This window comes from Cupriavidus sp. SHE, assembly GCF_000812445.1.
Classification (GTDB): domain Bacteria; phylum Pseudomonadota; class Gammaproteobacteria; order Burkholderiales; family Burkholderiaceae; genus Cupriavidus; species Cupriavidus metallidurans.
Map to the genome: position 1 here is coordinate 265,720 of NZ_JWMB01000018.1, position 15,594 is coordinate 281,313.

Below are 15,594 nucleotides of genomic sequence, written 5' to 3' on the forward strand. Positions count from 1 at the left end.
GGCGGGAAGGGGCACTCGGCGCTTGCGTCCGTCTGGTTGCCTGCGCTCAGTGGTGCAGGATCTTCGACAGGAACTGCTTGGCGCGGTCCGAGCGGGCGTCGATGTTGCCGAAGAACTCTTCCTTCGCGCAGTCTTCCACGATCTTGCCGGCGTCCATGAAGATCACGCGGTTGGCCACCTTGCGAGCGAAGCCCATTTCGTGGGTCACGCACATCATCGTCATGCCTTCCTGCGCGAGCTGCACCATCACGTCCAGCACCTCGTTGACCATTTCCGGGTCGAGCGCCGAGGTCGGTTCGTCGAACAACATGCAGATCGGGTCCATCGACAGCGCGCGGGCAATCGCCACACGCTGCTGCTGACCACCGGAAAGCTGGCCCGGGTACTTTTCCGCCTGGCTCTTCAGGCCCACGCGCTCCAGATACTTCAGGCCCTTTGCCATCGCCTCGTCCTTCGAGCGGCCCAGCACCTTCATCTGCGCGATGGTCAGGTTCTCGGTGATCGACAGGTGCGGGAACAGTTCAAAGTTCTGGAACACCATGCCCACGCGCGAACGCAGTTTGGGCAGGTTGGTCTTCGGATTGCCCACCGACGTGCCGTCGACGAGGATGTCGCCCTTCTGGAACGGCTCCAGCGCATTGACGGTCTTGATCAGCGTGGACTTGCCCGAACCGGACGGACCGCACACCACCACCACTTCACCCTTGGCAACCTTGGTGGTGCAGTCGGTCAGCACCTGGAAGGCGCCGTACCACTTGGAAACGTTATTGATTTCGATCATACAGCCACCTTTTTCTGGTAACGCTTGACCAGCAGCGAAGCGGAGAAACAAATGATGAAGTAGATGAGGCCGGCGAAAAGCAGCATCTCGACGATGCGGCCATCACGTTCGCCAATGCCGTACGCCTGACCGAAGAAGTCCGCCAGCGCGCTCACGTAGACCAGCGACGTATCCTGGAACAGGATGATGCCCTGCGTCAGCAGCAGCGGCACCATGTTGCGGAACGCCTGCGGCAAGATCACCAGCCGCATGCTCTGGCCATAGGTCATGCCCATCGCCTGCGCGGCGAACATCTGCCCGCGCGACACGCTCTGGATACCGGCGCGGATGATCTCCGAGTAATACGCGGCCTCGAACAGCGAGAACGCGATCAGCGCCGAAGTCATGCGCAGGTCCGATGCCGCCGACAGGTTGAACGTCTTCTGCAGCAACTGCGGAATGATCAGGAAGAACCACAACAGCACCATCACCAGCGGGATGGAGCGGAAGAGGGTCACATACCCCTGCGCGAACCAGTTCAGCAGCTTGTTCGACGACAGGCGCATCATCGCCAGAATCGTGCCCCAGACAATGCCGACGATCACCGCGGTCACGGTGATCTTGGCCGACACGAGCATCCCTTCGCCCAGCACATGCAGCGTGGAGGGGTTGATCGAGCTGAAATCAAATTCGTATGCCATGTTCCAGCTCCTTACTTGCCACCGATGAAGCCGGGCACGCGGGTGCGACGTTCCACCCAGCGCATGATCAGCATCACGGTGAAGTTGATGAGCGCATACAGCACCGTGACGGCGATGAACGACTCATACGGGCGCGCGGTGTAGTCCACCAGCTGGCGCCCCTGCGCGGCCAGTTCCAGCAGACCGATCGTCGACGCCACGGCCGAGTTCTTGAAGATGTTCAGAAACTCGGAAGTCAGCGGCGGCACGATAACGCGGAATGCCATCGGCAGCAGCACGTAGCGATACGTCTGCGGCAGCGTGAAACCCATCGCCAGGCCGGCGTTCTTCTGGCCGCGCGGCAGCGAGTTGATACCCGAGCGCACCTGTTCGCAAACCCGGGCGGCCGTGAAGGTACCCAGACAGAGCATGGCGGCCAGGAACTGCTGGGTGAACGGATTCATCTGCTTGATCGTCTCGCCGCCGGGCAGCAGTTCGGGGCCGACGAAGTACCAGATGAAAAGCTGCACCAGCAGCGGAATGTTCCGGAAGATCTCGACGTAGGTAGCGGCGATCCCCGACAGCCACTTGTTCGGCACGGTGCGCAGCACACCCAGCACCGATCCGATGGCGAGAGCGATGATCCACGAGGACAGGCCAAGCGCGATCGTCACCTTGAGACCGGAAATCATCCAGTCCAGGTAGGTCTCGTTCGCCGCCGCCTGCTCGAGGAAGACTCCCCAATGAAAAGCGTAATCCATGATGCGTCCTCAAAAAGAAACGGAAGGACTGCTCCTTCCGTTTCGCACTGCTCCAATCGTGGGGATCAGTCGAGTGCCTTGTCGTTCGGAGTCTTGAAGAGCGCCTTCATATCGTCAGACAGCGGGAAGTCCAGGTTCAGGCCCTTCGGCGGCACCGGCTGCATGAACCACTTGGTGTACATCGTGTTGATCGAGCCATCCTTCATCAGGCCGGCGATCACCTGATCGGACACCTTCTTGAACGGCGCATCATCCTTGCGGATCATGCAACCATAGGCTTCGCGCGATTGCGGCTTGCCCACCACGATCCAGTCGTTCGGGTTCTTGGCCTTGGCGCGCTCGCCGTAGAGCAGCGCGTCGTCCATCATGAATGCCACGGCACGGCCCGATTCCAGCGTCAGGAACGACTGGCCATGATCCTTGGTGCTGATGATGTTCATGCCCAGCTTCTGGTCATCGTTCATCTTGCGCAGCAGGCGCTCGGACGTCGTGCCGGCGGTGGTCACCACGTTCTTGCCCTTCAGGTCGGCCCAATCCTTGATGCCGCCGTCCTTCTTCACCATGATGCGCGTGCCGATGATGAAGATCGTGTCGGTGAAGGAGACCTGCTTCTGGCGCTCCAGATTATTGGTCGTGGAGCCGCACTCGATGTCGATCGTGCCGTTCTGCAGCAGCGTGATGCGGTTCTGCGACGTGATCGGGATTTCCTTGACCTGCAGGTTCGGCAGCTTGAGCTGGTCCTTGATGGCTTCCACGATCTTCATATTGATATCGTAGGAATAGCCCACCTGACGCACGCCGCCCAGGTTGTAGTTGAAAGGAATCGACGAATCGCGCACGCCCAGCGTGATGACACCCGTATCCTTGATCTTCTGCAGCGTGCCCGTGAGCTGCTCTGCGGCCTGCGCGTTACCGCACAGGACGCCTGCGGCGATCATCAGGCCAGCCAGCTTGGCTACATTCATAACATCTCCTTGACCATGAAGAGAAAGGCGGGACTGTATCAAATGTCCCACCGACGAAACAGTATTGCTTAGCTCGCCACCCAGCACAACGGGTATTCCCCTAATTGGGGCAAGTTAGAGCACAGATTCGCGGCGATGCGCCAAATCGAGACACAACTGCCCACATGGCCTTGTTCCCCCGCAAGCCCCGGAAATAAAAACGCGGCGACTGGAACAAACCAGTCGCCGCGTTTCGGTGTCATCCAGGCAATGGGCAACCTTGCTGCGTCGCAGCACCAGCCGCCCACCGGGAACCCTGCCTCATCAGGGATACAGGCCGCGCATTTCGCGCGCCTGCAGAATACGCGTACAGGCAACGATAAACGCAGCCGTCCGCAACGTGACCTTGTTGTCCTGGGCAACCTGCCAGATTGCCCGGAAGGCCTCTTGCATGATCCGTACCAGGCGCTCGTTGATCTCCTCTTCGGTCCAGAAGAAGCTCGAGAAATCCTGCACCCATTCGAAGTACGACACGGTCACGCCGCCGGCGTTGGCGATCACGTCCGGGCAAACCAGGATATTGCGCTCGCGGAGGATATCGTCGGCCTCGGGCGTAGTCGGGCCGTTGGCGCCCTCGATCACCAGCTTCGCCTTGATCTTCGGCGCATTGCTGGCGGTCAGTTGCCCTTCCAGCGCGGCCGGGATCAGGATGTCGCAATCGACTTCCCAGAACTGCTCGGTGGAGATGACCTCGGCGCGGTAGCCTTCGATCGTTCCGCTGTGCGACGCGTACTCCATCATCTTCGGCACGTCCAGGCCGGCCGGGTCGAACAGCGTGGTGCGATGGTCCTGCACCGCCACCACCGTCGCGCCCGCCTCATGGAACAGCTTGGCTGCCACGGCACCCACGTTGCCGAAGCCCTGCACCGCCACGCGCGCACCCTTGACGTCCATGCCCAGGTTGCGGGCCGCCTCGGAACCGACGACGAACACACCGCGGCCCGTGGCTTCATGACGACCCAGCGAACCGCCCAGCGAGATCGGCTTGCCGGTCACCACGCCGGTGGCCGTGCTGCCCGAGTTCATCGAGTAGGTATCCATCATCCAGGCCATGACCTGGGCGTTGGTGTTCACGTCCGGGGCGGGAATGTCCTTGCTCGGTCCGATGATGATGTTGATTTCGCTCGTGTACCGGCGGGTCAGGCGTTCCAGTTCGCCGTGCGAAAGGGTGCGCGGGTCAACGCGGATACCGCCCTTGGCGCCGCCGTACGGCACGTTCACGGCCGCATTCTTGACCGACATCCAGGCCGACAGCGCCATCACCTCGGACAGCGTCACGTCCTGGTGGAAGCGGACGCCGCCCTTGCCCGGGCCGCGCGACAGGTTGTGCTGCACGCGATAGCCCTCGAAGTGGGCGATCGTGCCGTTGTCGAGTTCGATGGGTACGTCGACGATCATCGCGCGCTTCGGGCGCTTCAGGGTTTCCACCCAGCGTGCCAGCGAGCCCAGGTAGGGCGTGACACGGTCGACTTGCTGCAGGTAGATCCCCCACGGGCCGAGGTTGTCGGCGTTCAGGTACGAAGGCAGGGTATGACCATTGGAGACGTTTTGCGTCGGTGCTGCGGAAGACATCGTTGGGTCCCGAGTAAAGGTGACACGGAGCATATCGGCGGCCCCATCCCCGAATCCAATGCCGTTTGATTATCCGCCCATGCAGGGTTATGCAAGACTCGCATAACCATTACCCCTGCCCCGAAATGGGTTTTTTACGAGGTCAGCGCCGCCCAGATCTTGTCCACGAGCTGGCGCTTGCGGCGCTGCTGGCTGCCGCGCCGCTCGTTGGCGTGTTCCGGCGGCCGTTCGCGATAGAGCCGGATTTCCATGTCGATCGACTGGGGCAAGCCCTTCGCGGCATCGGCCCGTACCAGCCGGCCGGCGGCCACGTCCTCGCGTACCGCGCTCTCGGGCAGGAAGGCCATGCCATGCCCGGCCAGCGCCATTACCTTGAGCGCCTCGGCCATATCAGTCTCATAGCATTTGTCGAGCTTGAGCGTTTCCGGCGATTCGGCCAGCAGCATGTCCACCATGCGGCCAAGGAAGGCATTGGGCGTGTAGCTCAGGTACGGCACCGGCTTCTTGTCGGTGCCGGGCATCCGGAACAGCGGGCGGCCGGACGCATCGGGGACGCTATAGGGAGACAGGCGCTCGGTGCCGAGCACCAGCATGTCGTAGTGCGCCGGGTCGAGCTGGATGGCCTGGCGCGAGTGGTGATAGACCATGACGAGGTCGCACCCACCTTCGACGAGCATCAGCACCGCGTCGTGCACGTTCAGCGCCCGCAGCCGGCATGGCAGCGTGCCGACCTTGCGCTCGACCCCCTTGAGCCACTCCGGGAAAAACGTCAGCGACAGCGTGTGCGGCACCGCGAATTCCAGCACCTGCGCGTTGGCCGAGCGCTGGCCGCGCATTAACGCCCGCGTCTCGCTGACCTGCGCCAGCATCGCCAGCGCCTGTTCATAGAACACCTTGCCGGCGGCCGTCAGGCTGGTGGGATAGCTCGAACGGTCGATCAGTTCGGTGCCGACCCACGCCTCGAGCGACTGGATCCGACGCGAGAATGCCGGCTGCGTGACATGCCGCAGTTCCGCCGAGCGCGAGAAGCTGTGCGTCTCGGCCAGGCTGACGAAGTCTTCAAGCCATTTGATTTCCATGGCGCGGATTATCACCCGGCGCCCGCCCGGACGCACGGCGCGCAAGATCATTCTCAAAAATGCGCAACCAGTAGAACAGGATTACAATTCCAATCCATTCCAGACTGAAATTTGCATCATTGTGCTCGGAGGGTCCTCCTATGATGGAAGCCATAACACCACCAAGAAGAGCTCGCCATGCAAACCTCCGCCCCTTGCGCCAGCTCCGGCGCCCCAGAACCGTCGCCACTGACGCCGTTCACCAGCGGAATCGAAGCCACCCTGGCCAAGAACGCCCGCATGGTCGCCGAACAGGTCGCCGCGAGCCTGCCCGATGCGGAAACGCTGCTGGCCAGCCTGCCGCCGGGCGCGCTGGAAGGCAGCCCGGATACCTACACCCGCCATCTGGTCCACGCCGACCCGTTCGAACGCTTTTCCGTGATGCTGCTGGTCTGGCGTCCCGGCCAGTTCAGCCCGGTGCACGGCCATCGCACGTGGTGCGCCTATCGCGTGCTGCGCGGCACCATGTACGAACGGCACTACCGCTGGGATCCGGAAAGCCGCACGGCGTCGCAGGTCGGCGCCGTGACGCGCGAAGCCGGCGATACGTTCAGCGTGCCGGCCGGCCTGCAACACATCCACGCCCTCGGCAATGCCAGCGACGACGTCACCGTCTCGCTGCACATCTACGGCGTGGAACAGAGCCGCATCTCCACCGGCGTCAACCTGCTGGTGGACACCGTCGTCAGCTGACACTCGCACCGCAAGGGCGGCGGGTGCCAGGCACCCCTTCCCCCCTTGATTGCGAGACCCCATGGACCGTTATGACCGCCAGATCCTCAGCATTCTGCAGGAGGACGCCACCGTGCCCGTCGCCGAGATCGGCGAACAGGTCGGCCTGACATCGACGCCCTGCTGGCGCCGAGTCCAAAAGCTGGAAGAGTCCGGCATCATCCGCAAGCGCGTGGCGCTGCTCGACCCCGCCAAGCTGAACGTCGGGGTGACCGTCTTCGTCTCGGTCCGCACCAACCAGCACAGCGAGAAATGGCTCAAGACCTTCCACGGGCTGGTGGCGTCGATCCCGGAAGTCACGGAGTTCTATCGCATGGCGGGCGATACCGACTACCTGCTGCGCGTGGTGGTGCCCGATATCGCCGCCTATGACGCCGTGTACAAGAAGCTGATCCAGGGCACCGAGCTTGCTGACGTCAGTTCCAGCTTCGCGATGGAGCAGATCAAGTACACGACGGCGCTGCCGCTGGATTACGCGTAGCGGGTCAGGCTTCAGAGAAGCCGGTCCGCTCTCCCCCGGAGCGGGAGAGCGGAGAAACACCGAAGCCTCACCCCCGATGCGCCCAGCCCGTCATCCGTTTCTCCAGCACCGAGAACAGCTCATACATGCCCATCGCCATGATCGCGATGACGACGAGACCGGCGAACGCCAGCGGCATCTTCATGGCCGATCCTGCGGACACGAGCAGATAGCCGATTCCTTCGTTGGCGGCGTTCATCTCCGACACCGTGGTGCCGACGAACGCAAGCGTGATCGCCACCTTCAGCGAGGCGAAGAAGAACGGCATCGCGCGGGGCAGGCCCACCTTCAGCAGCACGTCGCGACGCTTGGCGCCGAGCACGCGCAGTACGTCCTCGAGTTCGGGTTCGAGTGTCGCCAGCCCCGTCGCGATATTGACCATGATCGGGAAGAACGAGATCAGGAACGCGGTCAGGATCGCCGGCCCGGCGCCAAGCCCAAACCACACCACCAGGATCGGCACGAACGCCGCCTTCGGCAGCGCGTTGAAGGCCGTCATCAGCGGATAGGTCGCCGCGTACGCCAGCTTCGACGATCCCATCAGCATGCCGAGCACCACGCCCACCACGATGGCCAGGCCGAAGCCGACCATCGTGGTCCAGAAGGTCCGCCACGCGTGAGCGGCGATTACGTCGCCATACTCGGTCATCGACGCGACAATCGAAGACGGGCTCGGCAAGATGAAGTCCGACACGTTGAACGCGAGACACGCCACCTGCCACAGCAACAGGAACGCACCCAGCAACAGCCACGGGGCCACACGCTGCACGCGCTTTGCCTGAATCGAAGACATCGTGTTCATGATCATTGCTGCCTGACGTGGCCGATCTTCTCGCGCAACTCGTGCACGCGTTCGGCGAAGGGTTCGGAATAGGTGACATCGAGCGGACGCGGGCGCGGCAGGTCGATCTCCCGGCGCAGCAGGATGCGCCCCGGCCGCGCGCTCATGACGTACACGGTATCGGCCAGGAACACGGCCTCGCGCAGATCGTGCGTGACGAGGATCACGTTGAAGCGCTGCGCCTGCCAGAGGTCCCGCAGCACGCACCAGAGTTCCTCGCGCGTGAACGCGTCGAGCGCGCCGAACGGCTCATCCAGTAGCAGCATTCGCGGCTGATGGATCAGCGCCCGGCAAATCGACGCCCGCTGCTGCATGCCGCCCGAAAGTTGCCACGGATACTTGTCCTCGTAGCCAGCAAGCCCGACCGTCTTCAGCAGATCGCGGGCACGCGCCACATACTCGCCGCGCTTCGCGCGCATGGTCGAGCGGTACGGCTCGACGATCTCGAGCGGCAGCATCACGTTGTCGAGCGTGGTGCGCCATGGCAGCAGCGTCGGCGCCTGGAAAGCCATGCCCACCTGCTTGAGCGGCCCGCTGACTTTCTCACCGTTGATGCTGACCGCACCACGCGTGGCCTGCCGCAGGCCGGTAGCCAGTTTCATGAACGTCGACTTGCCGCATCCAGAGGGGCCGACGATGGCGATGAACTCGCCTTCGTCGGCCTGCAGCGAGATATCCTCGACCGCGAACTCCCCGCGCCGCGCCAGATCGTCGTCGTAGGCCAGCCAGACGCGATTGAAATCGACGAATGGCCGGGTAGCGGGGGAGGCCCCGCCGGTGGCGGGGTGAAGCGCTTGCCGGGCCATCATCGCAGGACATCCAGTTCGGCTGCCGACGGCAGGTAGGCATCGGTCCACAGCGCATCGGGATTGATACGCCCCTTGGTGGCGAAGGCGTCGGCCACCTGGGATGCCATCAGCGACAGCCGCGGCTTGTTGACGCGCCCGAATCCCTCCGCCTTCGCGTCGGGCGACTTGACCACCGCGTCGAGCGCCATCTTCAGCCGGCGAACTTCAAGCTTCTCGTCGATGATCCCGTCGCGCGCCTTCACGGCCTTGATCCCCTCTTCCGGGTTCGCGATCACGTCCTTCGCCGACTTCGCGAACGCCCGCAGGAAGGCCTTGACCGCTTCAGGGTGGGCCTTCAGAAACTGCTCCGACGCAATGATCGCGTTGCCATACAGCTTCACGCCGTACTGCGGATACGGGAGCACGACGATGTCCTCATCCTTCACGCCGCGCGCATTGAGATTCAGGATCGACGTGAACGAGAAGCCGGTGATCGCATCGAGATCGCCACGCGTCAGCATGGTCTCGCGCAGCGTCGGATCCATCGCCTGCCAGTTGAACGACGCCGCCTGCAGCCCGTTGGCCTTGGCGAAGATCGGGAACGCGCGGCGGCCGGCATCGAATACCGGGGCGCCGAGCTTCTTGCCGGTCAGGTCCTTCGGCGCGCGAATGCCGGACTTCTTCAGCGCCAGCACCGCGGCCGGCGTATTGTTGTAGACCATCATCACGGCCACCGGCTTGTTCTTCGCGTCCGGGTTGTTGCCGTAGAACTCCATCACCGATGCCAGATCGGCAAAACCCATGTCGTACGTGCCAGAGGCCACGCGATTGACCACGTTGCCCGATCCGTTGCCGGCGTCGATCGACACGTCGAGCTTCTCGGCCTTGTAGTAGCCCTTCTGCTCGCCAAGCAGGAACAGCGCAGATGGCCCTTCAAAGCGCCAGTCGAGCTGAAAGCGGATCTTCGTCGCGGTCTGCGCCTGCGCGGTGCCCGCGCAGAGTGTCGACAGCACCATGGTGGTGCCCATGACTGTGCACAGCTTCAGCAGATGACGGCGCAGAGGGGATTGCGGCATGGACCTTCTCCAGTAGTTGATCTCTCTGGAGAGGGCTTTTCGCAAGTGGCGTGCCAGCTTTTCAGGCGGCGCTCATGCACCGGGGCAAGGCGCGCCAGTGGCGCAATGACGAACCAGGATTGTGCGCGGACAGTTTTCAGTCGCGGTTGCTGGCATCGATTGTCGACAATCGATGCCTTGCGCTATGCATCCTGCGTGGCGTCGCCCACATCGATCGCCAGCGCGTCGGCATCGGGCGAGCCCTCCGCCGCGTTGCGCGCCTGGATCTGCCACATCTCGGCGTAGTGGCCATTGGCCCGCATCAGTTCGGCATGGGTGCCGCGCTCGATGATGCGTCCACGGTCCATCACAAGAATCTGGTCGGCGTGCACCACGGTCGATAGCCGGTGCGCGATCAGCAGCGTGGTGCGATTCTGCGCCAGCCGCATCAGTTCCGACTGGATCGCCTGTTCGGTGCGGGAGTCGAGCGCCGACGTGGCTTCGTCGAATACCAGAATCGGCGGGTTCTTCAGCAGCGTGCGCGCGATGGCAACTCGTTGCTTCTCGCCGCCGGACAGCTTCAGGCCCCGCTCGCCCACGGGCGTGTCGTAGCCCTGCGGCAATTCGCTGATAAAGGTGTCGATCTGCGCGGCGCGCGCTGCCTCGATGACTTCCTCGCGCGTGGCCTCCGGGCGGCCATAGGCGATGTTGTAGTAGATGCTGTCATTAAACAGCACGGTGTCCTGCGGCACGATGCCGATCGACGCACGCAGGCTGACCTGCCGCACCTTGCGGATGTCCTGCCCATCGACCTCGATGCTGCCCCGCGTGACGTCGTAGAAGCGGAACAGTAGCCGCGCGAGCGTGGACTTGCCCGAGCCGCTGTGGCCGACCACGGCCGTTGTCGTCCCCGCCGCGATCGTGAAATCGACGTCATCGAGAATCACGCGGTTCTTCTCGTAGCCAAAGCCGACATGGCGGAAGCGCACCTCGGCGCCGTTGACGTCGAGCACCGGCGCGCCGGGCGTGTCGGCCACCTCCTGTTGCGTGCCGAGCAGCACGAACATGCGGTCCATATCGGTGGTGGCCTGCTTGATCTCGCGATAGATCACGCCCAGGAAGTTGAGCGGGATATAGAGCTGGATCATCAGCGTGTTGACCAGCACGAGGTCACCAAGCGTGAGCTTGCCGGCGGCAACGCCCACCGTGGCACGCCACAGGATCAGGATCAGGCCCAGGGCGATGATCGCCTGCTGGCCGAAATTCAGGAACGACAGCGAGTTCTGCGAACGGATTGCCGCCGTGCGATAGGTACGCAGGTTCTCGTCGTAGCGGTGTGCCTCGTACTCCTCGTTCCCGAAATATTTCACGGTCTCGAAGTTCAGCAGCGAGTCGATTGCCTTCTGGTTGGCACGCGAGTCGAGCTCGTTCATCTTGCGCCGGAAATGCGTGCGCCATTCGGTCACGACGATCGTGAACACGATGTAGCCAGCCAGCGCACAGATCGTGATCGCGGCGAACCAGATGTCGTAGCGCACAACGAAGAAGCCGATCACTAGCGACATCTCGACCAGCGTGGGCAGGATGCTGTACAGCGAGTACGAGATCAGGGACTGGATGCCGCGCGTCCCGCGCTCGATGTCCCGGCTCATCCCCCCGGTCTGCCGATCCAGATGGAAGCGCAGCGACAGCGCGTGCAAATGGCGGAACACCTGCAGCGCGATCTCTCTCACCGCGCTCTGCGTGACCTTCGAGAAGAGGATTTCACGCAACTCGGTGAACAGCGTGCTCGATAGGCGCAACAGGCCGTAGCCAACAATCAATCCCACTGGCACGGCCAGCAACGCCGCCGGATCGCCAGGCGCGATGTTCATGCTGTCGACCAGCTTCTTCATCAGCACCGGCACGCCCAGGTTGGCCACCTTGGCGGCGACCAGGCAGGTAAGCGCCAGCATCACGCGCCACTTGTAGTGCCAGACGTAGGGGAGCAGGTTGCGAACGGTCTGCCAGTCACTGCGGCGCGCGCCGCCGCCCTGGAACAGCGAATTTGCCGGCTCGGCGGGGGCGGGCTCGGCGGTCGTGGAATAGCGGCGCATACGTTAGAATTCGGGCCAATGCCGCGATTGTCGCAGAGATCCGACAACCCGGCTGGCCTCCGCTTCATCCGCCCCAAAAGACCCGCCATGACCACTTCCAGCTTTGTTCCCGAACTCCCTTCCGGCAAGAATCCCGCGCTGCGCGTGGTGCCGATGCCGGCCGACGCCAACGTACACGGCGATGTGTTCGGCGGGTGGATCATGTCGCAGGTGGACATGGCCGGATCGATCCCCGCCGTGGAGCGCGCGCAAGGCCGCGTGGCCACCGTGGCTGTGAATTCGTTCCTGTTCAAGAATCCGGTGTTCGTCGGCGATCTGGTCAGCTTCTATGCCGACATCGTCAAGACGGGCCGCACGTCGATAACGGTCTCCGTGGAGGTCTACGCGCAACGGATGCGCCACGCCAACGAGATCGTGAAAGTGACGGAGGCCACGCTGACTTACGTGGCCACCGACGAGAGCCGGCAACCGAGGGTGTTGCCGGCGGCTTGATCGCAGAGCGTTCTCTCCTCTCCGCTGCCTCTCTCCCATCGCATGGGAGAGGGACGCAAACAAGCTACACCTTGCTTCGCCTTAGCTGAATTTCGAGAAATCCGGCTTGCGCTTCTCGAAGAATGCCGTAAAGGCCTCCTTCGCTTCCGGCGCCACCAGCATGCGGCGGAACACCTCGCCCTCCTCAAGCATCTTCTTTTCCACGACAGCCGCGTCATCGCCCTTCATCAGGCGCTTGGTTTCGCGCAGCGACGACGCCGGTAGCACCGCCAGCTTGGCCGCCTGCTGACGCACATAACCCTGCAGTTCCGCCACCGGCAGCACCTTCGTCACCAGACCGATCTCGAAGGCTTCCTGCGCGCTGAATGCCTCGCCAAGCAGCAGCTTCTCGGCGGCGCGCTGATAGCCGACCATGCGCGGCAACAGCAGGCTCGACGCCGCCTCCGGGCAGAGGCCGAGTTGGGCGAACGGCAGCGCCAGCTTTGCCGTCTCGGATGCGTAGACGAGATCGCAATGCAGCAGCAGCGTGGTGCCGATGCCAACGGCCGCGCCGCTGACCGATGCCACGATGGGCTTGGTCGCCCGGCTGATGGCCTGGAGGAACTGGAACACCGGTGCCGGCGCGCCATCGGCGCCGTTGGTCGGCGGGCGCTTCAGGAAGTCCTCGATGTCGTTGCCCGCCGTGAAGACTTCCGGCTTGCCTTCGATCACGATGACGCGTACCGCGGCGTCGGTCTCGGCGGCGCGCAGCGCGTCGGCCATGGTCTGGTACATCGCCGCGGTGATCGCGTTCTTCTTGTCGATGCGATCGAAGCCAATGGTCAGTACGCCCTGGTCGATGCTGGTTGCAATGCTCATTTCTACCTCGTCTCCGTTTTGAGAAGGAAGCCGATCACACGAACGGTGGCGGCGCTTCGGAAAGATAACTCAAGCCGAACGCGCCCGCTCCCACGTTTAGCGCGACGGTCAGGCTCATCGGCGCCAGCATCAGCTCCACGTTGCGCGATGCGGCGATGTGCTTCAAGGATTGCCAGGCCGGCAGCGCTTCCACCTCGTCGATATCGCCCGCATAGCACGCGGCCACGGCCGGCGTCAGCAGGCTGTCGGCGCGAATGCAGGCTTCGACGTGGGAGAGCAGCCGGCGAACGCCCTCTTCATTGCCACGCGCCTTGGCAATGGCCTGGGTGACGCCCCGGTGCATATGGATTACCGGGCGGATGTTGAACGCGCTGCCAAGCATGTAGCGGCTCCACGTGATGCTGTTCTCGCCCTTGAGCTTGGCACGCGTGTACATGTAGAGCAGTTCGTCGGGAATCAGGAACATGTGGGCCGCATCGCGCAGGCGGTTCTCAACCGCGTCGACCACGGATGCCGCACTGGCGCCGTCGGCGAGCATTCGCGCAGCCTCGCGCACGATCAGCGCCTGGCCCGGGCCAATGGCGCCGGTGTCGATCACGGTCAGGTCGAACAGCCCGCTGCGGCCGGCATCCTTGCGCAACTTGAAACTGCGCGCGACAGTACCGACCACCGCGCCGGTGGCATTCGAATACAGCTTGCTGCGGCTGCTGGCGATGGTCAGCAAAATGGCCCGGTCACAACCGGCCACCACGTTCTTGAGCAAATGGTCTTCCAGCTCGCGCTCGAGCAGCGGGATCGATTCCGCGTAGTGGTCCTGCTTGCCGACCAGATACTTCTGGTACAGGTTTGGAAGCTCGGCTTCGTCGCGGGTGTCGACCACGAAGCGGTCGCCGGCCCGGATGCGGAATGGAATCGTGCGGACGCCTAGCGCGTCCATCATCGCGCGCGGCATGTCACACGCCGCGTCGGCCAGAATGGCGGTCTCCTGCATATTATTGTTCTCCCCTCGGTTTCAGTGTGTTGGCATCTCCGTGTCCATGCATTTCCTCACCTGATCGAAGGTCGGGACAGCCCACCCGTCGGGCCGTCCCTGGCGCGTTTTATTTATACGCGCTCGAAAATCCCGGCTGCGCCCATGCCCGTGCCCACGCACATGGTCACCATGCCGTACTTCATGTTGTGGCGACGCAGCGCGTGCACCACGGTGGCCGAACGGATCGCTCCGGTCGCGCCGAGCGGGTGGCCCAGCGCGATGGCGCCGCCCATCCGGTTGACCTTGGCCGGGTCAAGTTCCAGATCACGCATCACCGCCAGCGATTGCGCGGCAAACGCTTCGTTCAGTTCGATCCAGTCGATCTGGTCCTGCGTCAGGCCAGCGGCCTTCAGCGCAGCCGGAATCGCTGCCTTCGGACCGATCCCCATGATCTCCGGCGGCACGCCACGCACCGCGAACGATACGAAACGGGCCAGCGGCACCAGGTTGAACTGCTTGAGGATCTTCTCCGAAACCAGGATCAGCGCGCCGGCACCATCGGACGTCTGCGAGCTATTGCCAGCCGTCACGCTGCCCTTGTTGGCGAACACCGCGCGCAGCTTGCCAAGCCCTTCCACCGACGTATCGGGACGCGGTCCCTCGTCCAGCGAAATAGTACGCGTCTTGACGTTGATCTGACCAGACGCGAGATCCGGGAACCGCTCAACTACCTCAATCGGGGTAATTTCGTCCTTGAATTCGCCAGCCTGCTGCGCGGCGACGGCCTTCTGGTGCGATGCCAGCGAGAACGCATCCTGGTCCTCGCGGCTGACCTTCCACTGCGTGGCCACCTTCTCGGCCGTCAGACCCATGCCGTAGGCAATGCCGATGTTCTCGTCGCGTTCGAAGATCGAAGGCGACATCGACGGCGAGTTGCCCATCATCGGCACCATGCTCATCGACTCCACGCCGGCGGCGATCATTACATCCGATTCGCCCACGCGGATACGGTCCGCAGCCATTGCCACGGCCGACAGGCCCGACGCGCAGAAGCGGTTCACGGTAATGCCGCCCACGGTGTTGGGCAGGCCGGCCAGCAGCGCGCCGATACGCGCCACGTTCAGGCCCTGCTGCGCTTCGGGAATCGCGCAGCCGACAATGGCGTCCTCGATCAGCGCGGGGTCCAGGCTCGGCACCTGGGCCACGGCCGCTTGCAGGATCGTGGCCAGCAGATCATCGGGACGGGTGTTCTTGAAAGCGCCCTTCGGGGCCTTGCCGATCGGCGAACGGGTAGCCGCGACAATGTATGCGTCTTGCAGTTGTTTCATGATGTCGGTTCCTCGT

16 protein-coding genes are annotated in these 15,594 nt (G+C 63.4%); 3 read left to right on the forward strand and 13 right to left on the reverse strand.

The window, feature by feature from the left end; genetic code table 11:
• Positions 1-46 precede the first annotated feature (46 nt).
• From RN01_RS09605 to RN01_RS09630, 6 genes are all read right to left on the reverse strand, one after another.
• On the reverse strand, positions 47-781 hold the full coding sequence (locus RN01_RS09605) for an amino acid ABC transporter ATP-binding protein (protein WP_008645995.1): 735 nt from the start codon (positions 779-781) through the stop codon (positions 47-49).
• Positions 778-1,461, reverse strand: a complete 684-nt coding sequence (gene gltK / locus RN01_RS09610; RefSeq protein ID WP_008645994.1) for a glutamate/aspartate ABC transporter permease GltK — start codon at positions 1,459-1,461, stop codon at positions 778-780. Before gltK ends, RN01_RS09605 begins: the two co-directional genes overlap by 4 nt.
• Before the next feature lie 11 nt (positions 1,462-1,472).
• Entirely contained in the window at positions 1,473-2,201 is a 729-nt protein-coding gene (locus tag RN01_RS09615; RefSeq protein ID WP_017512923.1) for an amino acid ABC transporter permease, read from the reverse strand.
• 65 nt (positions 2,202-2,266) lie between these two features.
• A complete protein-coding gene (locus RN01_RS09620; RefSeq protein ID WP_011515277.1) occupies positions 2,267-3,166 on the reverse strand; it encodes a glutamate/aspartate ABC transporter substrate-binding protein in 900 nt (299 codons plus the stop codon).
• A gap of 303 nt (positions 3,167-3,469) precedes the next feature.
• Complete coding sequence (locus RN01_RS09625) at positions 3,470-4,777, reverse strand: Glu/Leu/Phe/Val dehydrogenase (protein ID WP_011515276.1); 1,308 nt, start codon at positions 4,775-4,777, stop codon at positions 3,470-3,472.
• Positions 4,778-4,911: 134 nt separating this feature from the next.
• The gene (locus RN01_RS09630; RefSeq protein ID WP_024569482.1) at positions 4,912-5,856 is read right to left on the reverse strand and encodes a LysR family transcriptional regulator; all 945 of its coding nucleotides are present in this window, start codon (positions 5,854-5,856) and stop codon (positions 4,912-4,914) included.
• 177 nt (positions 5,857-6,033) lie between these two features.
• Here RN01_RS09630 and RN01_RS09635 point away from each other — a divergent pair, with 177 nt between their 5' ends.
• Together RN01_RS09635 and RN01_RS09640 are read left to right on the forward strand one after the other, a co-directional pair.
• Positions 6,034-6,588, forward strand: a complete 555-nt coding sequence (locus RN01_RS09635; RefSeq protein WP_017513845.1) for a cysteine dioxygenase family protein — start codon at positions 6,034-6,036, stop codon at positions 6,586-6,588.
• A gap of 61 nt (positions 6,589-6,649) precedes the next feature.
• Complete coding sequence (locus tag RN01_RS09640) at positions 6,650-7,108, forward strand: Lrp/AsnC family transcriptional regulator (protein ID WP_011515272.1); 459 nt, start codon at positions 6,650-6,652, stop codon at positions 7,106-7,108.
• 67 nt (positions 7,109-7,175) lie between these two features.
• Here RN01_RS09640 and RN01_RS09645 read toward each other — a convergent pair whose 3' ends face one another.
• The 4 genes from RN01_RS09645 to RN01_RS09660 all read right to left on the reverse strand — a co-directional run bounded on the left by RN01_RS09645 (position 7,176) and on the right by RN01_RS09660 (position 11,927).
• Positions 7,176-7,955, reverse strand: coding sequence for an ABC transporter permease (locus RN01_RS09645; protein ID WP_017513844.1), 780 nt, complete (start codon positions 7,953-7,955; stop codon positions 7,176-7,178).
• The gene (locus RN01_RS09650; protein ID WP_017513843.1) at positions 7,952-8,797 is read right to left on the reverse strand and encodes an ABC transporter ATP-binding protein; all 846 of its coding nucleotides are present in this window, start codon (positions 8,795-8,797) and stop codon (positions 7,952-7,954) included. Before RN01_RS09650 ends, RN01_RS09645 begins: the two co-directional genes overlap by 4 nt.
• On the reverse strand, positions 8,794-9,852 hold the full coding sequence (locus RN01_RS09655) for an ABC transporter substrate-binding protein (RefSeq protein ID WP_024569484.1): 1,059 nt from the start codon (positions 9,850-9,852) through the stop codon (positions 8,794-8,796). The genes RN01_RS09650 and RN01_RS09655 overlap by 4 nt, the downstream gene beginning before the upstream one ends.
• A gap of 182 nt (positions 9,853-10,034) precedes the next feature.
• Entirely contained in the window at positions 10,035-11,927 is a 1,893-nt protein-coding gene (locus tag RN01_RS09660) for an ABC transporter ATP-binding protein/permease (protein ID WP_017513842.1), read from the reverse strand.
• An 87-nt stretch (positions 11,928-12,014) separates the two neighbouring features.
• Here RN01_RS09660 and RN01_RS09665 point away from each other — a divergent pair, with 87 nt between their 5' ends.
• Positions 12,015-12,419 carry an acyl-CoA thioesterase gene (locus tag RN01_RS09665; RefSeq protein WP_008645967.1) on the forward strand — a complete coding sequence of 135 codons (405 nt, stop codon included), beginning with the start codon at positions 12,015-12,017 and terminating at the stop codon, positions 12,417-12,419.
• Positions 12,420-12,500: 81 nt separating this feature from the next.
• Here RN01_RS09665 and RN01_RS09670 read toward each other — a convergent pair whose 3' ends face one another.
• The 3 genes from RN01_RS09670 to RN01_RS09680 all read right to left on the reverse strand — a co-directional run bounded on the left by RN01_RS09670 (position 12,501) and on the right by RN01_RS09680 (position 15,581).
• A complete protein-coding gene (locus RN01_RS09670; RefSeq protein ID WP_017515247.1) occupies positions 12,501-13,277 on the reverse strand; it encodes an enoyl-CoA hydratase in 777 nt (258 codons plus the stop codon).
• A gap of 34 nt (positions 13,278-13,311) precedes the next feature.
• On the reverse strand, positions 13,312-14,268 hold the full coding sequence (locus tag RN01_RS09675) for a DegV family protein (RefSeq protein ID WP_017515246.1): 957 nt from the start codon (positions 14,266-14,268) through the stop codon (positions 13,312-13,314).
• Positions 14,269-14,381: 113 nt separating this feature from the next.
• Positions 14,382-15,581 (reverse strand): acetyl-CoA C-acyltransferase, encoded by a 1,200-nt coding sequence (locus RN01_RS09680; protein WP_024569485.1) that lies wholly within the window; start codon positions 15,579-15,581, stop codon positions 14,382-14,384.
• Between the last annotated feature and the right edge of the window lie 13 nt (positions 15,582-15,594).